The sequence below is a fragment of the Mucilaginibacter glaciei genome, from assembly GCF_014773245.1.
Classification (GTDB): Bacteria; Bacteroidota; Bacteroidia; order Sphingobacteriales; family Sphingobacteriaceae; genus Mucilaginibacter; species Mucilaginibacter glaciei.
In genome coordinates, this window is the sequence record NZ_JACWMX010000011.1 from 23,201 (window position 1) to 49,673 (window position 26,473).

Annotated in this window: 13 protein-coding genes; 8 read left to right on the forward strand and 5 right to left on the reverse strand. The window is 46.6% G+C overall.

All coding sequences use genetic code 11. The features are described 5' to 3' along the window. Position 1: 1 nt before the first annotated feature. The 3 genes from IDJ76_RS19635 to IDJ76_RS19645 all read right to left on the reverse strand — a co-directional run bounded on the left by IDJ76_RS19635 (position 2) and on the right by IDJ76_RS19645 (position 1,879). Positions 2 to 799 (reverse strand): sensor histidine kinase, encoded by a 798-nt coding sequence (locus IDJ76_RS19635; protein WP_191165848.1) that lies wholly within the window; start codon positions 797 to 799, stop codon positions 2 to 4. Continuing rightward, the gene (locus IDJ76_RS19640) at positions 763 to 1,422 is read right to left on the reverse strand and encodes a hypothetical protein (protein ID WP_191165850.1); all 660 of its coding nucleotides are present in this window, start codon (positions 1,420 to 1,422) and stop codon (positions 763 to 765) included. The genes IDJ76_RS19635 and IDJ76_RS19640 overlap by 37 nt, the downstream gene beginning before the upstream one ends. A gap of 61 nt (positions 1,423 to 1,483) precedes the next feature. Further along, positions 1,484 to 1,879 carry a hypothetical protein gene (locus IDJ76_RS19645; protein WP_191165852.1) on the reverse strand — a complete coding sequence of 132 codons (396 nt, stop codon included), beginning with the start codon at positions 1,877 to 1,879 and terminating at the stop codon, positions 1,484 to 1,486. A gap of 315 nt (positions 1,880 to 2,194) precedes the next feature. Between IDJ76_RS19645 and IDJ76_RS19650 the strand changes: the two genes are divergently transcribed. From IDJ76_RS19650 to IDJ76_RS19665, 4 genes are read left to right on the forward strand one after another with little or no spacing between them, the layout of a single operon-like run. Then, a complete protein-coding gene (locus tag IDJ76_RS19650) occupies positions 2,195 to 11,377 on the forward strand; it encodes a gliding motility-associated C-terminal domain-containing protein (protein ID WP_191165854.1) in 9,183 nt (3,060 codons plus the stop codon). Between the two features lie 37 nt (positions 11,378 to 11,414). Continuing rightward, positions 11,415 to 12,416 carry a PorP/SprF family type IX secretion system membrane protein gene (locus IDJ76_RS19655; RefSeq protein WP_191165856.1) on the forward strand — a complete coding sequence of 334 codons (1,002 nt, stop codon included), beginning with the start codon at positions 11,415 to 11,417 and terminating at the stop codon, positions 12,414 to 12,416. A gap of 17 nt (positions 12,417 to 12,433) precedes the next feature. Further along, on the forward strand, positions 12,434 to 14,401 hold the full coding sequence (locus tag IDJ76_RS19660; protein ID WP_191165858.1) for an OmpA family protein: 1,968 nt from the start codon (positions 12,434 to 12,436) through the stop codon (positions 14,399 to 14,401). 2 nt (positions 14,402 to 14,403) lie between these two features. Further along, complete coding sequence (locus IDJ76_RS19665; RefSeq protein WP_191165860.1) at positions 14,404 to 14,730, forward strand: hypothetical protein; 327 nt, start codon at positions 14,404 to 14,406, stop codon at positions 14,728 to 14,730. 45 nt (positions 14,731 to 14,775) lie between these two features. Here the strand turns inward: IDJ76_RS19665 and IDJ76_RS19670 are convergent, their stop codons facing one another. Both IDJ76_RS19670 and IDJ76_RS19675 read right to left on the reverse strand, forming a co-directional pair. Then, positions 14,776 to 18,552: a cadherin-like beta sandwich domain-containing protein gene (locus tag IDJ76_RS19670; RefSeq protein WP_191165862.1), complete on the reverse strand. Its 3,777-nt coding sequence runs from the start codon at positions 18,550 to 18,552 to the stop codon at positions 14,776 to 14,778. A 217-nt stretch (positions 18,553 to 18,769) separates the two neighbouring features. After that, entirely contained in the window at positions 18,770 to 19,558 is a 789-nt protein-coding gene (locus IDJ76_RS19675) for an FkbM family methyltransferase (protein ID WP_191165865.1), read from the reverse strand. A gap of 376 nt (positions 19,559 to 19,934) precedes the next feature. Between IDJ76_RS19675 and IDJ76_RS19680 the strand changes: the two genes are divergently transcribed. The 4 genes from IDJ76_RS19680 (at position 19,935) to IDJ76_RS19695 (ending at position 26,469) form a co-directional block, all read left to right on the forward strand. Next, positions 19,935 to 20,366, forward strand: a complete 432-nt coding sequence (locus IDJ76_RS19680) for a CBS domain-containing protein (RefSeq protein WP_191165867.1) — start codon at positions 19,935 to 19,937, stop codon at positions 20,364 to 20,366. A gap of 133 nt (positions 20,367 to 20,499) precedes the next feature. Then, positions 20,500 to 22,128 carry a tetratricopeptide repeat protein gene (locus tag IDJ76_RS19685; RefSeq protein ID WP_224746423.1) on the forward strand — a complete coding sequence of 543 codons (1,629 nt, stop codon included), beginning with the start codon at positions 20,500 to 20,502 and terminating at the stop codon, positions 22,126 to 22,128. A 272-nt stretch (positions 22,129 to 22,400) separates the two neighbouring features. Beyond that, a complete protein-coding gene (locus IDJ76_RS19690; RefSeq protein ID WP_191165869.1) occupies positions 22,401 to 25,172 on the forward strand; it encodes a TonB-dependent receptor in 2,772 nt (923 codons plus the stop codon). A gap of 34 nt (positions 25,173 to 25,206) precedes the next feature. Continuing rightward, the gene (locus tag IDJ76_RS19695; protein WP_191165871.1) at positions 25,207 to 26,469 is read left to right on the forward strand and encodes a right-handed parallel beta-helix repeat-containing protein; all 1,263 of its coding nucleotides are present in this window, start codon (positions 25,207 to 25,209) and stop codon (positions 26,467 to 26,469) included. Positions 26,470 to 26,473 lie beyond the last annotated feature (4 nt).

Sequence of the window (26,473 nt, forward strand, 5' to 3'; positions counted from 1 at the left end):
ATTATATTGCGTGGCAAGTAATTGTTATGTGGAAACCTTTTCCGGCATAAGGGGTTATCAGGAACGCCGCACCGATATTTGAAAGGCGGCTCTCTATGTTTTGCATTCCCATTCCTTTCATCAAATTTTCGTTAGTGGTTTGCAGGCCCTTGCCATTATCCCGGTACTCAATGTTTAGTAGGGTTGCGTTCATAGCGAATTTAATATCGGCTTTGCTTGCGCCCGAATGTTTGATCGTATTGTTCAGTAATTCTTCCAGCACACGATAGATGGCCGTGGCAGCGGGCAATGCTATTTTCTGCAACAACTCGTCTGCATCATTAACAAGCGTAACTTCCAATTTGCCCGATTGATTGATGATCGTACTATGTTCGGTAACGGCAGCAATAAGGCCATAATACCGAAGGGTGGTTGGCGATAGGTTATGCGAAATGTTCCGCACATCCTTTACTATTTTATCAATTACACTTTTGCTTGATGCGGCAAACGTTTTGTAATGATCATCTGCTGCTGTTGCGGGTTCAAACATTTCTATCATCAGCCGTAAGCCGGATAGCGAGGTGCCTACATCGTCGTGCAGGTCTTGGCCTATACGTTTTCGTTCAGTCTCCTGCGATTCGATAATAGCGTGTAGCAGATCTTTTTGATGTGCAATTTGCGACTGTTGGAATTGCTGTCGTTGCTTTAAAAGCCTGTTTTGGTTGCGGATAGAAAATAGTATAAATGATACTACCAGCAAAAAAGTGCCGGCTATACCCAGTATTATGAAGATAAAGATATTGTCTGTTGTGCCTTGCATTTATAAAAGCCTATTGCAAATAAAATATATTCAACTACTAACATCGTATCGATAATTGCCCACACGGCATCATTAAAAAATCTATCTGCGTGAATTAAATAATTTGATGACATAAATAGGAATATGCCGCTGGAATAGTAGATGAGTATCCCGGCGTTTATCCAGTTTAAACCATTTTCGCCCCAATTTTTCTCTAAGTCGATGTCGCTTTGCGTAAAAATGAATTGTACGCAATACGCCATGATAACTACAGCTTCAAATGTGCGCGTATAGGTATTAACAGCGTTTATTTTTTGAAAGAAAAAGAAGTTGACCACACAAAGTATTGCGAACAATATCATAAGTGCCGAAATAAAGTTACGCCTTGCCTTATTTTGAAAGCACCTGTAAAACATCGATAAAAACAGAAACTCGAAGACAGCGTAGATATGAAAGATAATGATAGTTTGCATATGGAGTATATGCATCATGAAAAGATTTACAGAGTTGACTAAGCCTGAGAAGATTACGAAACCTAATATTATCCTGTAAGGCAATGGCAGATATTTATAATAGAGCAGGCCAAAAATTGCAGGGATAAGTACACTCCAGGGAACAATGTACGTAGTGTAGAAAAGCAGCATCAATTATGTTTGTAAGCTTTAAATATAGTGCTTACAAACATAATTGGCGAATGAAAATAAATTATTCGCTTAATGGACTGCCTGTAGCCGCGCAGGTTGGCGGGCATACATTGGTCAGATCGTACACATTGCTGGAATTAGGATCGCCACCTACACCTCCCGGCGTGGTGGTGTCTATGAAAAGCACATCCTGGCCGTCAACAACAGGTACCAACACCAACTTTGCAGATAGCGGGTCGGTTGCAGATTCAAGTCCGATATAAGCCCTTACAGCTTCCGCATCAGGATTATAGGTTAAGATGTTTTGAAAATCTACAATAGGAATAGAAAACGACTGTGCTATAAACCCTTGCTGCGACGCTGCAAGGTAAGTTCGCCAGTTTCTGGTCAGTGTGATCGCGTCATTTACGGGGATAGTCCCGTCGGGGCCGGTAGATTGATTGTTTGAGTCGCTCATGTAGTGAGATGTTAATTGTATATGGTTTTGTTAATTAATTTATAAGTACAGCAACTAATTTATAGCTATTTGAAACCATTTTTTTAAAAATATTCCAAATAGGAGTAATAAAAAAGATGTACTTGCGTTATAGCTAAATGCTTACCTAAACGGAAAGGATAGTAAGTAATCACTGAACAAAATGAACGGCGTTTGTATGAGTGAACGGGCACAGCTATGTCCCAAATAACTGAACAAACTGTTTCTAATCCTTCTGATAAAATCGTGCGTAATTAGGGTTGTGTAGCCATTTACACCTCCCTAAATACATTATGCATGAAAACCTTTACCTTCTTTTTCAAGCACTTAGCAGTATTGTTTCTGTTGTTAATTGTTACAACAAAGCTTTTTGCACAACGGAATTTTGCCACTACACAGGCAAGCAGCCCGGCCGGTTTACTTTGCCTTGGCTGCGTAGTTACTGAACAGGCAAATGCTGTCGACGGTAACTTACAATCACGATCAACCCTTAATGTTACTGTTGGTGTTGCTGCCTCTACATACCAGGAATTAATTTTCCCTGGGGCATCAAAGGTAGCAGCGGGTACCCAGGTAGCTATTAAACTGGGCAGTGGCGATAACCTGCTCGACTTAACCGCGCTGGGTTCAATTTCTATCAGGCCTTACAATGGCAGCACCCCGGCAGGTGCATCCGTAACTGCAGCAACTTTATTGACTGCGGCCAGTAACAATAGCCAGGCAGAAGTTGTGATCACCCCCACACAAACTTATGATAGGGTAAGGATAACACTTAACGGCGGCCTGTTGGGCGCCTTAAGTAGTTTATATGTATACGATGCATTTTACTATGGACCTGCTCCATTAGCCTGCGGTATCGCGTTCGACGAATTGCACGGCATATCTGCAGGTTTGTTAAATTTAGGTGTCGATGTAGGGGGCGTTGCTAATCCGCAGAACGCTATCGATGGTAATTTCAATACGGCATCAACACTAAACGCCGGTGTTGGCGCGGTTGGCGCCTATGCACAGCAAACACTGCTGTTTCAGACACTCTCCACAATTGGCGACTCCGTAAGGCTAACGGTATCAATTCCTCAGGCCCTTGTTGATGCCGGCGTGTTATCAAATATACAGGTATCTACCTATAACGGTAACACCAGTAATAATGATGCGGTAGCTATCAACGGTGCTTTATTAAATGTAAGGTTGCTTGATCTTACCGGCGGCAACCGTAAGTTCACCATTACCTATGCGCCAACACAAACTTTTGATAGGGTACAGTTGCGTTTAGGCGGTGGCATCGCTAATGTGCTGTCACAAATCAGGCTTTTTGAAATTGAGCGGGTAATAGCCAAACCAATAGTGCGCTTTAATAATGCGGTGACCAACAACGCCCAGGTTTGCGCAGGCAGTACGGCAGCTTTAACGGTTACAGCCATACCGGGTACCACGGTTAACTGGTACACGGCAGCCACCGGCGGCTCGCCCATATTTACCGGGAGTAATTTTACCACCCCGGTTTTAAATGCTACAACAACTTATTATGTTGGTGCTATGCATGCGGGCTGTACAGATGAATCTGCCCGTACAGCTGTGGTAGTCACCGTTAACCAGATCCCTGCGGCACCTGTTATCGCCAATAACAATATTACTATTTGTCCCGGTGCCACAGCCACCTTTGCTGCTACGGCCGTGCCTAATGTAACCATCAACTGGTATGCTACCGCAATAGGGGGTACATCGATATTCACGGGCAACAACTTTACCACCCCCGTTTTAACCACTACAACAAGTTACTACGCCGAGGCAGTTGCAGGCGGTACCTGTATAAGCCCGGTACGCACGCAGGTAACCGCCACGGTTAGCCCGCTGCCAGCAACACCGGCCTTAATTGCCGGTAATGCAACCATTTGTGCCGGCGATGTAGCAGTGCTTTCAATAGCTTCGCCGGTTGCAGGGCAAACCTACAATTGGTACACTACCGCAACAGGCGGCACCCCGGTTTTTACAGGGGTTAACTTTACAACGCCCGCCCTTACCGCAAATACATCTTACTACGCCGAAGCGGTGAATGCTACCGGCTGCCCAAGCAGCGCACGTGTACAGGGTACCGTAACAATTTCACCAAAACCTGCCGATGCGGTGTTAACTGCCAACAACTTAACTGTGGCTGCAGGTGCAACCGCCACCATCAGCGTTACCAACGCGCAAACAGGTGTTACATACAACTGGTACACCTCTGCAACTGCATCAACCCCGATATTTACCGGTACAACGTTTACCACCCCGGCACTTTTTAGCACTACAACTTATTATGTTGCGGGTACCAATGCTACAGGTTGTGTATCGGCTAACCGCACCGCTGTAACTATTAACGTAACCATTAATAACAACTCGCCCTGCGTTTTTGCCAATGCGCAAACCAGCACGGCCAATGGTATATGTATAGGTTGTTCGGTTGATAATGGCGCCTTAGCTACCGATGCCGATACCACAACGGCATCAACCATCCACGTTGTGGCGGGCTTATTAGGAGGTTACGCCGAGCAGTCTTTACAATTCCAAACCCCGGGTTTTGCGGGCGATATGGTAAAAGTAGTTTTGCAAAGCCCCGTTAACCTGGCCGATGTTGGCTTATTGGGAAGCGTTTCCATTTCGCTTTACAACGGTGCAACGCTGGTAGCCACTTATCCGCTTGACAATAACCTGCTTACCGTACGCGCCCTTGGTGGTACCAACCGCTATTCAGTTTTGGTGCCTGCTACCGGTAACTACGACAGGGCAATTGTACGCCTGAATGCTGGTGCTACGGGTTTGCTTACTTCCTTACAGGTTTACTATGCTATTCAGCAATTTCCTGTACCTGTATTTGCAAATGCCGCTCCCGAGATCTGTAAAGGCAGCCCGGCGGTATTAACCGTAAGTAACCCGGCAAACGGAACCATCAACTGGTATGCTACTCCAACCGGGGGCACATCACTATTTACAGGCGCAACCTTTACCACACCAAACTTAAACGCCAATACTACCTACTATGTAGATTATACCAGGGGCACCTGTACAGGCTCTGTGAGGTACCCAATAACTGTTTTAGTTAACGATCCGCCTGTTAAGCCTGTCGTAAACCCGGCAAGCGCAACTATTTTTGCCGGCCAAACTACAACATTTACCGCGCAGGCAGCCAACGGTGCAACAGTAAAATGGTACGTAGCTGCAACAGGCGGCACAGCCATATTTACCGGTAATACCTTTACGACACCGGCACTATCGGCAAATACTACTTACTATGCCGAATCGTCTTTAGGGAATTGTATATCTGTCGACCGGACACCGGCGCCGGTAACTGTTACGGCCATCACCATACCTGATGTTACCGTAACGCCGCCTACACAGGCGGTTAACCCCGGTGCAACGGCAACGCTAACAGCAAGCTCCACTACACCGGGTGCTGTTTTTAACTGGTACACAACATCAACCGGTGGTACAAGCGTATTTACCGGGCCAACATACACAACGCCAACCAATTTTAATAATACTACTTATTATGCCGAGGCATCAATCCCGGCAACGGGAGCGGTATCGGCAACGCGTGCACCGGGGGCAGTTACCATTAATACACTTGCGGTTAACCCTGTGCCTTGCGACGCAGCTATTAGCCAAACCAATGCCGTAAGCGGTACGCTGTGTGTGCTTTGCGGGATCAGTAATGAAAATGGCTCTGTCGATGTAGACCGCAACACCTTTGCACAATTAAATACTCCGGTTGGTTTATTAGGCGGTTATTCACAACAAATCCTGCGCTTTGCTAATACAGGCAGGGTAGGCGATAGTGTGATAGTTGAGCTGGGTATCCCCGGATCTTTAGCCAGCGTAGGGGTGCTGTCGCAGATAAGCCTTGCTACGTACAATGGAGCTACCTTTAATAACGACCGTTTCAATTTAGATGGATCGACCATTTCTGTGACCTTGTTAAACGGCACCACCCGTTTCCGTATAGCATTCAAGGCTACCGCCGATTTTGATAGGGTGGAGATCAGGTTAAACTCGGGCGTAGCCGGCGTATTGAGCGCGCTTAATATTTATGATGCCGCGCAGGAAGTTGCCGCACCTGTTATTGCAGTGGCAAGCGTAACCGCCTGCCAGGGTACACAAGCTACCTTAACAGCAACAGTTCCGGCACATGTAACCGTTAAATGGTATACAACTGCAACAGGTGGCACGCCAGTATTTACAGGCGCGGTATTTAATACCCCGGCTTTAAACGCCACAACCACTTATTACGCCGAAGCCAGCCGCACCGCCGATGGTTGTACGCAAATAACCCGCACACCGGTAACCGTAACCGTTACACCGGTGCCGAACGCCCCGGTAGTAACCAACCCAACCGCCACAGTATGTGCAGGCCAGCCTGCTACCTTCACTGCACAGGCGGTTGCCGGTGTCACTTTTAATTGGTACACTACACCGGCCGGTGGTACGCCAGTGTTTACAGGTGCCGCCTTTACTACACCTGCATTAACCCAAACTACCAGCTATTATGTTGAAGCTGCCGGTGCGGGGGCATGTGGTAGCTCTACCCGCACGCAGGTAACTGCCAACGTAACTTCGGCACCATTGGTTCCGCAGGTGGCGCAAAATCCTACACAAACCTGTTCAGGCACATCGGCTGTACTTACTGCTACCTCAACACAGCCGGGTGTCACCTTTAACTGGTATACCGCAGCAACCGGTGGCACGCCAGTATTTACAGGCGCGCAATTTACAACGCCAACATTGACGGCTAATACTTCCTACTTTGTTGAAGCATCGTCAGGTACCTGCGTAAGTGCAACAAGGGCCCAGGCCGATGTAGTAGTTAACCCTGCACCGGTAGCGCCAACCCTCGTAGTAACCCCAACGGGCGGGCAGATCCAATCCGGGCAAACCGCAACTATTACGGCATCATCAACCACAGCAGGGGCTACCTTTAACTGGTACACGTCGGCAAGTGGTGGTGTGCCCATATTTACAGGTGCTACCTTTACTACGCCAGTTTTAACATCCAATACTACCTATTATGTAGAAAGCGCGCTGGCAACAGGTTGTACCAGCCCAACCCGCACTGCGGTTACCATTAAGGTTAACCCGATATTTTCTACCGCGTGTGATTTTGGGTCGACCCAAACTATCGATATCAACGGCCTTTGTATAGGCTGTACGGTGACCAACCCGAGCAATGCTGCGGATGCGGATACTACTACCGCCAGCCAGATCAACGTACCATTAGCCGCATTAGGTGCCTATGCTGCGCAAACGCTAATATTTGCAGATGGGGGCCTGGCGGGCGATACCGTTACCGTCAAGATCAACGTTCCGGCCAACCTGGCTACGGTTGGTTTGCTTGATCAGTTACAGATTGCTTCATTTAACGGTGCCACCTATAACGGCGACCGCATAAACCTAAACAATAGCCTTATCCGCATACAATTATTATCCGGCGGTACAACTGCACTCGTCAAGTTTGTACCAGGTGCCGCATTCGACAGGGTAGAAGTAAGGCTGAATAGCACTGTAGCTTCTTTATTGAATTCGGTAAGTATTTTCTTTGCCAGCAAGCAGGTTTCGGCCCCAACCCTTACGGCCAACACGGTCAATATATGTGCAGGCAGCACAGCAACGTTCACGGTAAGTAACCCTAAAGCCGGGATAACTTACAATTGGTATGCAACCGCGACAGGTGGTGTGCCAATAACCTCTGGCGCCTCATTTACAACTGGGGCATTATCGGCAACTACAACCTATTATGTAGAAGCTGTGCGCACTTCAAATGGTTGTGTTAACCCAAATAGGGTAGCCGCCACCGTAAATGTTACCCCGCTGCCGGTTAACCCGGTTTTGGCTGCCAACACGGCTACAATTTGCGCAGGCGATAACTTTACCTTAACCGTTACCAATGCCGCCGGTGCAACCGTGAGGTGGTACGATGCCGCAACAAATGGCACGTTATTATTCACCGGGCCAAGCTTTGTGGTATCGCCAATTGCTACCATGAGTTATTTTGCCGAGATCAGCAACGGTACCTGCGGCAGCGCGGCGCGTACACAAGCAACTATAACCGTTAACCCGCGCCCTGCTACACCGGCCCTGGCATCAACCAATGTACAGGTTTGTGCAGGCAGCGCAGCAACGCTGGTAGTTAGCACACCCGAGGCTGGGGTTAATTACAACTGGTACACTGCGGCAACCGGTGGTACATCTGTATTTACAGGGGCCAGCTTTACCACACCGCCAATTACTCAAAATACCACTTACTATGTAGAAGCTGCCAATAGCACCACTAATTGTACAAATAACGGTGGCCGCGTAGCTGTAAACATCAGTATCAATAATCAAATTGCAGTGCCAACGCTAAGTGCCGCTAATACCACTGTTTGTGCAGGCGGAAGCGTAACATTAAGTGTGACTAACCCTGTTGCGGGTGTAACTTACAACTGGTATACTGCAGCAACGGGCGGTGCGCCGATATTTACAGGTATTACCTACATCGCTACTAACTTAACAGCCAATACATCTTATTTTGTTGAGGCAGCAAGTAACGGCTGTACCAGTGCCACACGTGCACAAACAAATGTTATCGTGCAACCGGTACCAACAGCCCCGCAAGTACAGGCAAATGCAGGCGGTACAAGTGTTTGTACGGGCGCATCGGCAACTTTAAGCATTGCCAACCCGCAAGCCGACCTGGTTTACCGCTGGTATGACGCTGCCACAGGCGGTACCTTAGTATACACCGGCACGGTATTCAATACCCCGGCGTTAACAGCTAACACTACCTACTATGTAGAGGCCGCCAGTGCAGGTAATTGTAATCCGTCTGCCCGTACTGCGGTAACGGTTACCGTTAACCCAACCCCGGCAGATCCAACCCTGGCATCGGCAACGCAAAGCGTTTGCAAGGGTAGCAGCGCAACATTGGCTGTGACCAGCCCGGTTGCAGGTATTACCTACCGGTGGTACGATTCACCGGCGCAAAACAATGTGCTTTTCACTGGTGCAACCTATGTAACAGGGCCGGTAACTGCTACCACTAATTTTTATGTAGCAGCCTTTAATGCTACCGGTTGCAGCAGTAATAACCTGGCAATGGTACAGGTAACCGTGCAAAACGCGCCCGATGCCCCGGTTATTGCCAATGGTAGCGCCGTAACAGCTTGTGCGGGATCTCAGGTTACATTAAACATAGCTAACCCACAGGCGGGTTATACTTATAACTGGTATAGTGCCATCACAGGCGGGGCGCCAATATTCACCGGCGTAGCATTTACCACACCTGCATTAAATAGTAACATCAGTTATTATGTTGAAGCGATAAGCGATGGCGGATGCGCATCGGCTACCCGTACCCGTGTTGATATAACCGTGCAGCCTGCACCGGCAACACCAACGCTATCCACAACAGCGGTAACCATCAATTACAATCAAACAGCTACCATCAGCGTAAGCGCACCGGTAGCAGGGGTTACTTACAATTGGTATAATGTGGGTACCGGCGGTACAGCTATATTCACGGGCACTACGTTTACCACGCCGAATTTAACCGCAACCACTACTTATTACGTAGAGGCGGTATCCGGCACATGTACATCACCAAGCAGAGCACAGGTAACGGTTACCGTTACTTTAGCAACCCCACCGAACATCGTAGTTACCCCGCCGACACGTACCGTGGCTTCAGGTCAGACAACTACGTTCACGGCATCGTCGAGCACACCTAATGCTACATTCGATTGGTACACCACACCGACAGGTGGCACGCCGATATTCAGCGGGGCTAACTTTACTACCCCGCCGATAACAGGTGATGTAATTTACTACGCCGAGGCTACGGATCCTGCCACGGGTGCAAAATCAACCACACGTGCAACAGGTACAGTTACGTTGGCAACCCCGCCAAACATCGTAGTTACCCCGCCAACACGCACCGTAGCATCAGGGCAAATTACCACGTTTACAGCATCGTCGACCACGCCTAACGCTACGTTCGATTGGTATACAACACCAACAGGAGGTACGCCGATATTCAGCGGGGCAAACTTTACCACCCCGCCGATAACAGGTAACGTGATTTACTATGCCGAGGCTACCGATCCTGCCACGGGTGCAAAATCAACCAGGGCAACCGGAACCGTTACGGTAACTGCAGCAACGCCGCCAAATGTTGTGGTTACGCCACCGGTAAGGGCCGTTACTACCGGGCAGACCACCACATTTACGGCATCGTCAACCACGCCAAATGCAACGTTCGATTGGTATACCACACCGACAGGAGGCACGCCGATATTTAGCGGGGCAAACTTTACTACCCCGCCTATAACAGGTGATATAATATACTACGCCGAGGCTACCGACCCTGTCACCGGTGCAAAATCCACCAGGGCAACTGGAACCGTTACTTTAGCAACGCCACCTAATATTGTCGTAACCCCGCCAACACGCACTGTGGCAGCAGGTCAGACAACTACCTTTACAGCATCATCAACTACGCCTAACGCTACATTCGATTGGTATACCACGCCAACCGGAGGGACACCGATATTCAGCGGGGCAAACTTTACCACCCCGCCGATAACAGGTAATGTGATATACTACGCCGAGGCTACCGATCCTGCCACGGGTGCAAAATCAACCAGGGCAACCGGAACCGTTACGGTAACTGCAGCAACGCCGCCAAATGTTGTGGTTACGCCACCGGTAAGGGCCGTTACTACCGGGCAGACCACCACATTCACGGCATCGTCGACCACGCCAAATGCAACGTTCGATTGGTATACAACATCAACCGGTGGTACGCCGATATTCAGTGGGGCTAACTTTACCACGCCGCCGGCATTCGGTAATGTGATCTACTATGCTGAAGCTACGGATCCGGTTACGGGTGTCAAATCGGCCACCCGTGCAACAGGTACAGTAACCGTAACCGCGGCTAACCCGCCGGATGTTGCCGTAACGCCGCCAACCCGTGCTATCAGTGCTAACCAGTCTACCACGTTTACTGCCACGTCATCAACAGCGAATGCCGTGTTCAACTGGTATACCACGCCAACGGGGGGTACGTCAATATTTACAGGGGCCAACTTTACCACACCGTCATTGAATGCAAACACCATTTACTACGCCGAGGCGACAGACCCGGTAAGCGGGCTCAAATCTGTATTCAGGGCGACAGGTACGGTAACTATAAATGACGATATCGTTTTTGTACCGAACGCCTTTACACCAAACGGCGATGGTAACAACGATGTGCTGTTCTATTATGGCAGTAACATTCAAAGGGCCACCTTCTCGGTTTATGATCAGTGGGGCGAGCTGCAGTTCCGTTCAACCAGCTTAAACAGTGGGTGGGATGGTACCTACAAGGGGCGCAACCAGCCGGTAGGTGTGTATGTGTACTACATAGAAGCTGTGATGAACAGCGGCCAAACCATCAAACGAAAAGGTACCGTAACCCTATTGAGATAACTAATCAGCAAACATCACCTAAATAAAATCTGCTCACATGAAAAAGTCAATCATCATATTAATGGCAATGCTGCTCCAGTTTGGGGCAGCAACCCGCCTTATGGCACAGATAGATCCGCATTTTTCACAATACTATGCCTACCCGTTATACCTTAACCCGGCATTAACAGGTATCATTAACGGTGATACCAGGGTAAACGCTAATTTTAAAAACCAGTACGCCAATATTAATAATGCCTATCAAACCGGCGCATTATCGGTTGACTACCGCCCGTCGGAAAAGGTGGGGTTGGGCTTTAACGTTTTAAACCAGGCAGCGGGAGATATCGGTTACAATTATTTTGCAGCTTACGGCTCATTCGGGTATGCCATCCAAGTATCTTCTGATGGGTATAAAAAAGTAAGTTTTGGCGTACAGGCAGGTATTATTAACCGCAGCTTTGACCCGGGCAAGGCACAGTTTGGCAGCCAGTTTAATCCCGGCAGCGGTTTCGATCCCACACTCCCCAGTAATGAAAATTTCCTGAATACTAACGCCACCATATTTGACGCAGGCGCAGGCGTATTTTACTATGACGGCGACCCGCTGCACAATGCCAATCTATTTGCCGGGTTCAGCGCGTCGCACCTTTCAAGATCTAAAGATCCCTTTGCAGTTGATGGCAGCCGGGCTATCCTGCCCGTTAGGTATACGGCCCATGCAGGTGTGCGCCTCAGGGCTTCAGAATACTTTGATGTGATACCCCATGCCATTTATATGCGCCAGCAAAAAGCGCAGGAGCGGGCCATTGGCGCCTACACCGAGTATAAGCTACCCAGTGATAAGGGTTTGATATTGGGCGCCATGTATCGTTTTCAGGATGCTGCCATTGCTAATGTAGGCTACCATGTAAACAGCCTCATTATCGGTGCCAGTTATGATTTCAATACCTCGTCACTCAACCGGGCCACATTTGGGCAGGGCGGGTTGGAATTATCTATCAGCTATGTGTTCCGCAAGCGTGTTAACGAGCCCGAACCTATTTGCCCAAGACTGTAACCACCTTAACCTTCACTATGAAAAAGATAATATTTACCATCCTAATGCTCGCCTTGTTGCAGGGCGTAAATGCCCAATACAGCGGTAAAGACGACCCCAAGATATTAGGAGATAAGGCCTTTAATAACAAGGATTACTATGAGGCTGCCTTTTATTATCGCAAATCGGCAGAGGGTTTAAGCTTGATTACCCGCCAGGCTATCCCTTACAGTGCCGGTAGTAAAAGTGTAACTAAAGGTAAGCCGGAGGATAGGGCCTACATCTGCTTCAAACTGGGCGAATCGTACCGCTTGTATGAAAATTACCTGGAGGCCGAGCCCTGGTATTACAGGGTGATGAATGAGAACTATGAAGCAAAGTACCCCTTAAGCAGGCTTTATTACGGTATTTGCCTGCGCGCCAACCAACGTTTTGATGAGGCCATTGCGCAGCTGTCGCAATTCAATATGGCTTACAAGGGCGATGCTAAGTATAACGCTTTGGCGGTTAAAGAGATAAGTAATTGCCGCTTTGCCAAAGAACAGTATCAATATCCCATCCTGATAGATGTAGCCAAACGCAAGGGCAGCTGGAACTCTGACGGATCTGACTACGCCCTGGTGCAGCGCGACGGTAATAACTACTTTACCTCATCGCGTTTTGTTAAAGAGGATAAGAAACACCTTAACCGGGTGTATAAAATCAGTAACGAGCGTTCTGCCGACCCTGCCGTGATCAAGTTCCCTGGGGATGATAGGATCAGCGACCTCGAATACGGCACCCCGTCATTTAGCGCGGACGGGCAGCGTATGTACTTTACCCGCTGGTTTAAAGAGGGGGTTAAAACTACCCATTACATTTATTGCAGCGCGTATAAAGACGGCAGCTGGCTGGCACCGCAAAAGCTTAATGCCAACGTAAATGCCGAAGGTTTTAATACCATACAGCCATCGGTAACGCGCGATGGTAAACGCCTTTATTTTACATCGAACAAACCGGGCGGGCAGGGGATGTACGATATCTGGTACGCCGACCTTGATAGCAACGGCAACCCTATCGGATCAACCAACCTGGGTAAGGAAATTAACACACCGATGGATGAGCAGGGTGCCTACTTTGATATAGCTAATAACAGGCTTATTTATAGTTCGAAAGGTTTTTTGGGCTTGGGCGGGTTCGATTTTTTTGAAAGCGTAAACGACGGCAGTGGCTGGAGTACCCCGCGCAATATGGGCTATCCTATGAACAGCGCTAAAGACGATCTGTATTACATGCCCGATAATAAGGAGGCCAATAAATTCTATATCAGCTCAGACAGGGAGTCTGATTGTTGCCTTAACCTTTTCGAGGTGTATGACAGGCGCCATTTACTCACCGGTTTAGTGGTTGATTGTGATACCCACATAGCTTTAGAAGGGGTGAAGGTAAGCTTTGTTGATTCGCTTTCTAAGCAAACGGTTAAAACTATGGTGCTGGGCAAGACAGGGCGTTACAGCTTTGATGTTACCACGCGCAGGCCTTACGGCATGGTGTTAGAAAAGGACGGCTATTTTACAAAAATACTCCCCGCGCCACCATTAGGCAAAACCGGCAGCGATACCTTATTTAACCCCGAGATATGCCTGCAGGCATTTAAGGTAGATAAGCCAATCACCATAAAAAATGTACTGTACGATTACAATAAGGCCACACTGCGGCCCGAATCTAAACTGGTGCTTAACGATCTGGTAACCATACTAAAGGATAACCCCGGGATAAAAGTAGAGCTGGGGTCGCATACAGATTCAAAAGGAACACAACCTTACAACCATAGGTTGTCGTATAAGAGGGCGCAGGCCTGTGTAGACTACATCATCAGCATGGGGGTGGCCGATAGCCGGATCTATGCCAAAGGCTACGGAGAAACAAAACCCATAGCACCTAACAAACTTGCCAATGGTAAGGATAATCCCGAAGGAAGACAATTAAACAGGCGCACGGAATTCACCGTGCTAAAATTACAATAGTTATGAAAAATCACGCAGCCAATTTAACCAGGCCAATCCTTAAAACAAAAGGCTTCAGCACCCTGCACATTGATATTTTCAATTTTATATTGATGGGAAAAACCAATCGTGAAATAAACATGATGGTCGGGTATTCAGAACGATCGCACGCAGTGGTCGACCACTCGCGCAAGGTGATGTATAAACTCCTCGCTTTAGAAGAGCTTTGCAAAAAGGATTACACAGTAAGGGTGGTTTACCCGCGCAACTACCAGTTTTGGTGGAAAAAGATCTTTAGCAAACACCACGATGCATTAATGGCAACAGCCATAGCGCCTGAATTTTATTAGCAGATAAACAGCACCATGCGGAAAAAAAGCCGCATGGTGATATGCTTATCTGATAATATTTACGTTGCCGGAAATAACGGTATCATCGTGTTTAATGATGTAATAGTAGCTGCCGCCCGATAGCTGCGCACCGTTATAACTGCCATCCCAGGCGTTGCTGTAAAAGCCGGTTGATCTGAAAACCTGCTGGCCCTGCCTGTTAAAAACAGTGATGATAACGTTGGTGTAGGCATCTACATTTTTAATGTTCCAGGTATCATTTATACCATCGCCGTTAGGGGTAAATACGTTAGGAATAGTTAACGAAAGATGGTCGGCACCAATAGTCAACACCCCCGGCAAGTACGTAAACAGGTAATTAGGGGATATTGCGCCACCCGCCGTTATTGGATATTGCCCCAAAGGCGACCGTGTTAAGGCTGTGGTGGTGACCATGGGCTGCCCCTCCAGGTCTGTAGCGTCTTCGTCATTAACAAAACCCTTATAGGTTACGGTTAATATAGGGTTCTCCGTCCCAAAATCCTTTTTGATATTATCGGCGGTCACCAAAAGTTTTACGGGTAATACTATAACATCTGATGCAAGATATTTAATATCGTAATTGGTTATTAAAAAGCCATCGCTCCCGGCAGCATCTGAAGGGATGGCAGCACCTTCGTAAACTTGTGCTTTCGCGCTCGGGTTAGCCCCGCGGCTGTACGTGAGCCTTACCGTTTTTATCGTATTACCATTTTTCAATATCCCGTCCGTTATTATAAATTTTGTTGATGCCGGTTCAGATTTTAATCTGGTGCCGTAGTTTTTTGTCACATTTACAGTTGCTATGGTAATGGGGGCAGGCTTCACAACACATTTGCTCAGGCTTACTAATCCATTTACTGCATCCTTGCTGCTTAGGGTGATGTTGCCGGTGTACTGCCCTGCAGCTGTTTTACCAGTTAACCTTACATAAACCGGTGTTGGCGGTAAGGTAGTTGTAGCCGGGTTTAATAACTCTCCGTTTGACCCCCTGGTTATCGTGACCAAATATGTTTTAGTAGTGAAACCATCCTGGGCGGTAACCTTAGTGGTGATGATTGTTTTGCCCGTTGCATTTAAAGGTATAGCGGCCGATGCCACGCCCCTTGCCAGTGCAATACCATTTACGGTAACGGTGGCATGTTCGTCATTGGTAATTACGGTTTGCCGCACGCTGCTCACCCCAGCAGCAATAGATGCCGTAAAGTTATTTGTGCCGGTAATAGGTGTAAGTGTAGCAAATGGTGTTAAATATAGCTGATCTATTTCTGCATCCGTTTTGCCGTCCTTATTCACAGTAACCGTGTAGTTTTTTATGCTAACCCCATCCGGTGCAATTATACGGGTGTTGATAACGGTGCTGCCTGCCGGGTTAAGTGGTATACTTGCAGATGCAACACCCGCTGCTGTTTTTACCCCATTAATAAATATAGTAGCATTTATATCGGCAGGGTTTATCGTTTGTTTCACGCTGGTTACCGATGAGATTACGGAGGTACGATAGTCTGCAGCTGATGTAGCAGTTAATTGTGCAGCCGGTGTGAGCGATATTTTATCGATCGCAGTATTGGTTGAACCATTTTTGCTGACGGTTATGATGATGTTTTTATGGGCAACACCATCCTGTGCCGTTATTTCGGTCTTAATGTCGGTGGTGCCTGATGCGTTTAATGGTATCGGGGCCGATGGCTGGCCGTTTAATACGATTGCACCATTAACTTTTATCGTACTGTTTTCATCGTCGGGCGCAAGGGTTTGCGTAATACTATTTACACCTGCATTTACAGATGTGGTATAGTTATCTGTACCGGGTACAGGTGTTAGCGTACAGCCCGGGTTTAATGTAATGGAGGCCACGCCGGTGTTTGATGAACCATTTTTGTTTATGGTGAGCAGATAGGCCAGGCTGTTCTTCCCATCTTCAGACGTTATTATGGTTACAATATTAGTTGGCCCGCTGGCATTTAACGCTACCGGCTTTGATGGCACGCCCGATTTAACAATAGCGCCGTTAACCTTTATAACTGCATGCGCATCACTGGATTCGGCAATTTGCTGCACGCTGGTTATTGCAGGGCTTACAGACGCGGTGTAGTTTAGGGTGCCTAATATGGGGTTGATAGTTACCGGCACATTCAAATATATATTAGCCAGCAAAGCGTTAGATGAGCCATTTTTGGATATTGTGATGGTACGTGTGTAGGTGGCTATTCCATTGGGTGCGGTAACTAAAATTTTAATATCGGTACCGCCGGTTATATTTAAGGGGAGTGCGTCTGAAAATGCCCCGGGCGCGACTACCGTGCCATTTATCCGTATGGTTGCCCGCTCATCGGCAGGGGACGCCTTTAACCTGACACTTGATACACCCGGGTTTACCGATGCCGTTAAATTAGGGCTGCCGGAAGCCGAAGTGATATAGGAGATGGGCGAGATCTCTAAAGAAGATAGGGTGGTGTTTGTATCAGACGATTTGGTTATCGTGATGGTATAGGTTTGGCTGACTACCCCATTTTGCGCCGTGATTAAAGTAGTAATAATAGTTTTACCTGTGGCATTTAACGTTATTGGTGTAGATACCTCTCCCGATCTGACCAACACCCCGTTCACTTTTATAGTGGCATTGGCATCGCTGCTGATTGCGGTTTGCTGTACGGTGTTTACCGATGCCTGTACGGTAGTTAAATAGTTGGTAGTACCCACGTTTCTGAACAGCGTAGATGCAGGGGTGAGCGAAAGTTGGTTAAGCCCCGCATTTGCAGATTTTGTGCTATTAACGCTAATGTTATACGTTTTAATAGTTACGCCGTCTTGCGCGGTAACCACTACGGGGATTAAGTTGATGCCGCTTACTAAAGCTATTGCCCCGGTTGATGTGCCTGATGGTACCACTGTTCCGTTTATTTTAACCACCGCGCCGGAATTGGTAGCTATAGGCTTAATGGTTATTGATTCGGTGTAAACGGTGGTGGCATAGTTAGTTGTTGTTTTTGAAAACGTAGGGCTTATAGTACCCTCACTGGTAACCAAGCCGGATAGCGTAGCGTCTGACGACCCCGCTCGTTTGATCTTGATGGTATAGCTTTTGGTAGTTGTAGTGTTTTGAGCCGTAACCACTATATCTATCATGTTATCGCCAGGGGTGAGGGGTATCGGCACAGATTCACTGCCGCTGGACAGGGCCTGGCCGTTCACCTTTATCGTAGCCAGCACTGATACCGCTACCGGTATAACCGTGATTTTATCGATACTGTTATCTACCGCTGCGCTGTAATTAAAATCGCCTGCACCGATTGTTTGCGTTCTCACTACGTCCGGGTTAAGATAGATGTGACTCAGCAAGGCATTGTCGGCGTTCAAATTAACCGCATCGCTAAAAGTTATATTGTTGGTACTTATTTCAAACCCTGCCGGGGCTGTTGCTAAAACCCCCGATTTTAAATTCGAGCCCGAAATATTGATCATTGCAGCATCAGACGGCGTACCGTAAACTGTGTTCACGCTTACAGTACGGGGATTGGCGACAATGGCAGGAATGGTTGGGTTTACGGTAAATTTAAAGGTGATTAAAGGGCAACCGGCCGATGTTGCGGTGATGGTGGCAATTTGTGGCGTGTTATTGTCATTTAAAGCTACAAATGGCGCAATGTTACCCATGCCTTTTGCAGGCAGCCCAATAGCAGGGTTATTGTTAACCCAATTATATGCACATCCAGTTGTAGGGAAGCTAACCAAGCGCGTGTAGGCACCGTTAGTAACCGTTTGATTAGTCTGCCCAAGTGCATCGGTGCAAACCGAACTCATAAAAAAAACAGTGATTAGGATCAGGATGTGTTTTAACTGGGCACTCACTGCGTTGTTAATAGGGGTTATTATATGTCTTTTTTAGCAAGTCACTAAAATACGAATATTTATGTTATTTATAATGCAATGATATTAGTGTTTTAGTGTTGATTTTTTAAAAAGAAACACCGATTTGGAGATTTGATTTCAACAAATGTTAAGTAAGTGCAGCCAATATTTATACTGACGGGTTGGGGTAGGCGTAAAAATCGTTGCCAAAATACTTTTCAACTGTATAACCCACGCTTTTTAAAAAATCTGCTGCTTCATTGGGCCCAATATTCAGTAAGCCCATTCTATGGGTATTATGCTCATAAAATATATGATGGATGCGTTTTTGCTGCAGTAACTTTTTTGCGCCAAATAACACCCAGGTGTCTGCACCTTCGGTGTCTATTTTTAATACGTCTATTGTTTCTATACCGTTTTCCAGGGCGTAACCGTCAAGCGTTATAACTGGGACTTCTACCGCGCCTGCATCTTCCATTATGGTAAAGCCGGCCCAGCTGGTCTGTTCGGCATCACCGCCTAAACTAAACTTTAGGATGCCGTTTTCTTTACCTGCGGCCGTTGCTACAATAGTTACGTTGTTTTGTAAATTATTTTTAGTGACGTTGTTTTTTAACGGCGCTAAAACGCCCGGCGACGCTTCAAATGCTATTGCTTTATTACCGGGTTTTTGCGCCGCCCAAAGGCAGGTATAGTAGCCATAATTAGCTCCAACGTCTATTAAAAGCCCACCCTTTTCGGCCAGTTTTATAATGTCGCGGGTGAGGTCTAATTCGTAAAAGCCATTAAAAATGATCGATTTATGCCCGTAGTCTGTTTTGGATACGTCGAGTTTAACCTGTTTGTTAAATTCGAGGGAAATGTTTTTGTCATGCACATTCTGAAACAGATCATAAAGTTTACAGGTAACCCTTGCCCTAAGGGATAACGGATAGATACACCGCGTAAAAAAAAACATGCTAAAAAAATTATTGGTTAGTATACGTTTTGCAAGGAGGGCTCGAGCATGGTTTACGTATGCACCAAAAGTAATAAAGACAAGTAACACGGCAAATTTTCTAAGAAACTCTAATTAATTTCTAAGTAAATTTTAATAAAATGAGCATAAATTCTAATAAGTAGGGTTGCTATGATGTAATTACCTAACTATTTATGACGCCATCTTAAGAACACTACGGCGGTGTAACCGCCTGCATGTTTCAATGCTTCGATTTTACAGACGCCCAGGTCAGGGTGTGCATCCGGCACAACATAAAAATCTTGTACCTTAACTTGTTGTTTTTCTTGAAGTTAAATTGTAGATTTAGGCTAACCAAACTAACCTGTACCAATTTATGAAAACCGTTAAACACATCCTTGCCCGTAAGGGGAGCGACGTTATTGCCGTTGCCGCCAGCACCACCGTGCTAAACGTTTTGAAACTGATGGCCGAAAAAAACATCGGCTCTGTAGTTGTTAAAGATGGTGAAAAGTACCTGGGCATGGTAACAGAGCGTGATTACGCACGTAAGATCATCCTGATGGGCAAACACTCTGACGATACCACTGCCGGCGAGATCATGAGTAACGACTTGCCGCACATCACCCCAAAATCAACTATAGACACCTGTATGTTGATGATGAGCGAGAAGAACATCCGCTATCTGCCCGTGTTTGACGAGGCCGAATCGCTTTGCGGGATCATTTCCATTAACGATGTGGTTTACGAAACCATCCACTCGCAAAAAGAAACTATCGACCAGCTGCACAGCTACATTCACAGTTAAGGTTAAAAGTTTGAGGTTAAAAGTCTACGCCTCAACTAAGCCGGTACTATATTTATCTTAACGGTTAACATTAAACTAACAGCAAATGACTTAATTTGCTGTTAGTTTAATAGTGATTGTACAGCAAACCGGCATGTTTAATTTTACCAGGAAGTTTTTTATGTGGTGCTTACTCATCACCGCGTGCTTCGCCGTGGTGGCTCAAAATAAAGTCGCCCAGTTGGCAGATTTTAAACAGGTGCAGTCGCTAAGTTTGAAACAGCCTGATGCTGCCCTAATCGTACTCAAAAAAATGCAGGCCCATGCTGTTGATGCAGGTGATAACGTAACGGCCGCCACCTGCCTGCAAAAAATGGGGCAGATCTGTTACACACAGGGCCATTTTGCCCAGGCCCTTGATTTTTATCAGCACGCTGACAAGCTTTTCGATAAAACACAAAACAAAAACCTGATAGCCGCTAACCTGAGCGAACTGGGTACGCTGTATTACTATAACAAACAGCCTAACCTATCGCTATCGCTTTATAACAGGGCGTTGGGGCTTTACAAGCAAACCAATAACCTAAAGGGGCAGGCCGGGATACTGGGCGATATAGGGCATTTTTACGAAAAGAGCCATCAATACGACAGCGCATTTTATTATCAGCGGCAGGCGTTAAAAAACTACAGTAATCTAAATTCTAACGGTGGCTCGGCCAAGATCTATGAAAACCTGGGCAGTATTTATGAAGACCTGGCCAAATACGATTCGGCGTATAGCTGTTTTAACCGCTCGCTGCAACTTTACCGCGCTGATGGTAACGAAACCGGGACGATAGAGGTGATCAATAACCTGGGCGATATCCTGCGGAAAACGGGCCGGTATAAAGAGAGTGTAATGCTATCGCGCCGGGCCTTGAAACTGGCTGAACAGAGCGGAAATACTTATGAGATGGCAGCAGTAACAAAGGACCTGGGCAAGGAGTATGAGCTAATGGGGCGGTTAGACAGCGCTTTTCATTTTGTAGAACTGAGCCGCAAGTACTCGTTAGAAATCTACTCTAAAGAAAGTGTTAACCAAACGGCCGTTTTACAGGTTTTGTATGATATTAATAAGAAAAGCGACGAGATAAACCGGCTCAATAATATCCGTAAGATAAACCTGATCATCACCGCAGCGGTGGTGGTTGTCGTGTTGCTGCTTTCGGCATTGGGTTTAGTGGTATTTAGCCGGCAACGCCTTAAAATAAAAGAACAGCATGCACAGGCCAGGCAAAAAGAAGCACAGCATGAACTGGTGCAACTGGAGTTGAAAAACCGGCGACTGGAAGAAGAGGGGCTTAAACAGCAACTGGATTTAAAGGGCCGGGAATTATCTGCCTACACCTTAAACCTCATCCGGAATAACCAGTTGCTGGATAGCTTGCGCAGTACCTTGCAGGCAATGGTAAAAGAAGATAAGCGCGATCAAAAAAAGCAAATGCAGCAGATCATCTTACAGATCAACGAAAGCTTTAACCACGACCAGCCCTGGAAAGAGTTCACCGCCGCATTTGAGCAGGTGCACCAAAGCTTTTTCGATAACCTGAAAAAACAAAGCAGCGACCTCACCTCGGCAGATATCCGCCTCATTACGCTATTAAAGATCAACCTTGATTCAAAGGATATGGCGGCGCTTCTGGGCATCTCCATGGATAGTCTTCGGGTATCGCGGTACCGCCTGCGTAAAAAATTGAACCTTACGCAAGGCGATAATTTAACCGCATTTATCCAGGCACTCTAAATTTGCTTTTCGGTTAATTTAGTTAGTTATGAAAATGCTTGTGCGTGTTAACACTAACTTAATGTAACGGTAATAAAACCATAACGGCGTTTTTAAAACTAATTATATAATTGATTATCAATTATATAAGATAATGTGTTGCTTTTGTATATACGGCCTTTGTAACGCTGTTGCCTTCCTGTAACGCCTAAAGTTTTTTTTGTAATTGGATATGACACACCTTTGCGGCATCAAATAAAATTGAATTTAACTGCAATTCCATATCCGTCACAATGAATAAATTTTTACAATTCTTATTTTCGTTTTTACTTTTGGCAGGTGCCGCTGGTGCAACAACAATTAAAGGTAAAGTTTACGACAAAAACTCCGGCGAACCTTTAGTAGGCGCCAGTGTTTCGTTAGCCGGCAAGGGCACCAGCACCGGGCTGGATGGTTCTTTCGAATTTAAAGGCTTAAAACAGGGTACTTACACGCTCCAGGTATCTTATATCACTTACAAGACCATTACGCAGCAAATCACGGTATTGAAAGAGGATAATGAGAAACTGAGAATCTACATGGAGTATGCCAGCAAAAACCTGAACGAAGTTACGGTAACCGCACGGGGCAACGGATCGACAGAGCGTGATGCCCGCCGTATAGAGCAAAATTCTACCCAGGTAATGAACATCGTATCGGGCCGTGCCATTGAGGTATCGCCCGATTTGACAGTGGCTAACGTTATCCAAAGGGTATCTGGTGTATCTGTCGAGCGTAACAGCAACGGCGATGGCCAGTACGCTATTTTACGCGGTATGGATAAACGCTATAACTATACCTTGGTAAACGGCGTAAAGATCCCGAGCCCGGATAATAAGTATCGTTACGTACCGTTGGATCTTTTCCCGTCAGATCTGTTAGAGCGTTTAGAAGTTTATAAAACCCTTACACCAAACTTAGAGGGCGACGCCGTTGGTGGAGCCGTTAATATGGTGATGAAGAACGCGCCCGATCGTTTCCAGGTAAATGCCAACATTTCATCAGGCTACAGCCAGCTTTTCTTCGACAGAAAGTTTACAAGTTTTGATGCTTCGGGCATTAACAGTAAATCACCTTATGAATTAAACGGCCGCAATTACAACGCTACCCAGGCCGATTTTGCCAAAGGTACACTGGCTTACACCTCAAAAAAACCTGCGCCAAACGTCATCGGTAGCATGTCTATCGGCCAGCGGTTTTTTGATAGCAAATTGGGCGTTATTGTAGCAGGCAGTTATCAAAATACCTACAGGGGAAGCAACAGCACATTTTACAACTCGGCCGTAACCGGTACAGATGCTTTTGCAGTTATTACAAGTAAAAGCTACCGCGAATATTCTGAACAACAAAAACGTTTAGGCTTGCACGGCAAGGTCGATTACGTTTTTGATAAGAACAACAAAATCAGCCTGTACAATGTGTACGTTAACCTGCAAAACCAGCAGCTGCGCGATGCCGTAAGCACTACCTATAATGGTGTTTATGACCCGGCAGTAGGTAATGCCGAATTGGGTTATACTACCCGCAGCCGCTTAACCAAGCAGGAAATTTATAACAGCACCCTGCATGGCGATCATAAATTCTTCGACAATAAATTCAAGGTGCAATGGTCGGCCGTATATTCATCAGCCCGTAACGAGGTGCCTGATAATACCACTATCAGCCTGAACGGATTAGAGCGTAACTTTGTAGATACCCGCACTTCGCTGGTCAATACATCGCCCGTTAACCGCCGTTGGGAACGTAATACGGATGAGGATAAGGCCGGCTATTTAGACCTGACCTATACCTTTAATGCAGGTAGCGGTAAATTAGACCTGAGTGCAGGTGGTTTATACCGCGATAAACAACGCAGCAGCTTTTTTAACAATTATACCCTTGCACCAACTGCAGCGCATGCAGGCGACCTGTACGGTGTAAACTTTCAAAACTACACTGATATTGCATTGGTGGTAAGCAACCCAACCGGTGCGGTGAGCAACCCTTTAACTTATGATGCCAGCGAAAAAACCGGCGCGGGTTACGGTATGTTCAAATACACGAATGATAAGTTAGAAGTTGTGGGCGGTGCGCGTGTGGAGCACACTAACCAGGGGTATAACCTGCTTTTCCCGGCGGGCGAAACCAACCCTACAGGCAGCCAGATCTATACGGATGTATTACCCAGCTTAACCGCTAAATATCACTTAACAGATAAGGCACAGTTACACGCATCATACTACAAGGCAGTAAACCGCCCCGGTTTTTACGAAATAGTACCGGGCAAAGTAATTAACGAGGAGTACCAGGAACGTGGTAACCCTAACCTGAAACGCGCCCTTGCAGACAACTACGATTTGCGTTATGAACTGTTCCCGGGTGCATCAGAGCAATTATTAATAGGCGCATTTTACAAAAGGATTAAAGACCCTATCGAGTACACCTTCCAGGCAGATGCCGTACGCGGTCAGGATATATTTTACAGCCCGGGTAACTTTGGTACAGCCAACAACTACGGTGCCGAATTAGACTACATCAAGTTCTTTAACAAAATAGGCATCAAGGCTAACTATACCTACACGCATTCGCGTATTACCACCCCAAAAACATCCCGCCGTATCAACGCCACAACCGGCGATATCGAAGCATTTTTGGTTAACCAGTCGCGCCCGCTATATGGCCAGTCGGAACATATTGCCAATATGTCGTTATTATATAAAGACACCAAAAGGGGTTGGGATGTACAGGTGGCAGGCGCTTATACCGGCCCGCGTATCAACACCGTATCGCAGTTCTTAAATAACGATCTGTATCAGCAGGGCTTTATCCAGATGGATGCATCTGCCGAGAAACGTTTTAAAAGCAACTTCAGTGTGTTTGTAAAAGCGGGTAATATCTTAAACACACCAACTAAATTGTTTATCAAAGGAACAAACCCCGCTAATGATAAGATCAAAGAAGACCTGGTTACCAACGGCCGCACACTGATCCGTGCCGATTACTACGGCCAAACCTATTTATTGGGGGTTAGATACAAATTCAATTAATACATAACAGATACCTACTTTTAAATATATCAAAATGAAATTAAAGCAAATTATAACAGCACTGGCATTAGCATCGGCCATGTTTGCCGGTTGCCAAAAGGCCAATAAATTTGTTGATACCACCCCCACGGATGGTACGGCTATTGGCGAAGTATCGGGCGTATGGACAAGGGGAAGCACCCATTTGATCAACGGCGATATCATCATCCCCGAAGGTAAAACCCTCACAATTGAAGAGGGTGTAACCGTGATAATGGATACGCTTAAAAAGCCCGAGATTGTAGTAAAGGGTAACTTATACGCTTTAGGTACCGATGCCAATCCGGTGAAATTTACAGTGAATGACCTGTATAAAACCGACGCCAAAAAATTCGGTAAACTTTGGGGAGGCATTTTAGCCGGCCCAACCTGTACCGAACTGGTGTTAGATCATGTCATATTAGAATATGGCGGCGCCACCACATCAGATGCATCCACCTCTGTTAAAATGGGTTTATATAAGGCAGTGGCCGGCGAAAACCTGCCTGCGCTATGGTTCTCTAACGTTAATGGCCGTTTGGTAGTGCAAAACAGCATCATCCGTAACTTTCAGGAAGATTGCACATACATTGAGGGTGGCAAGATCATCTTTGCGAATAACGTATTTTACACCACCGGCGTAACAGGCGGCGAGGCCATGAACTTTAAATCGGGATGTTTGGCAGATGTTGCTTATAATTTGGTTTACAGCACTAACACCAATGCTTTGAAACTTTCCAACGCGGGCGACCGTACCCCACAGGCTTACATCATTGCGTACAACAATACCATGGTAAACACCGGTTGGAGAAGGCCCACTGCCAAAGGTGGTTCTATTTGGTTAGAGGCTACTGTGCGTGCCGATTTGTATAACAACCTTTTTGCTAACACTCGTTTCGGCGTAAAAAGAGATCCTAAAAAGCCGGAAGACGCCCGTTCGGTTTATAAGAACAACTGGTATTACGGTTTCGATCAAACTACGGTTAACCAGTTCCAGCCGGGTAGCAATGATGTGGTTGCAGGTGTAAATGATGTGATCAGTAAAGTTGCCGGTGCAAATGACCCTAAATTTGTTAACTACCCTCTAAATACGCCGGTGAGCAACGCAGTTTATAACACTGCCTGGGATTTCCACTTAACAGGTAACTCGCCAGCCTTATCAACAGGCATTACAACCTTTACCCGCCACCATGCAGGTGGTATTACTATGCTTAACGGAATTACCTATGTATCGCCTGCACCGGCTATGTTTGTAGGTGCTTACGGTACAAAACTTTAATTGA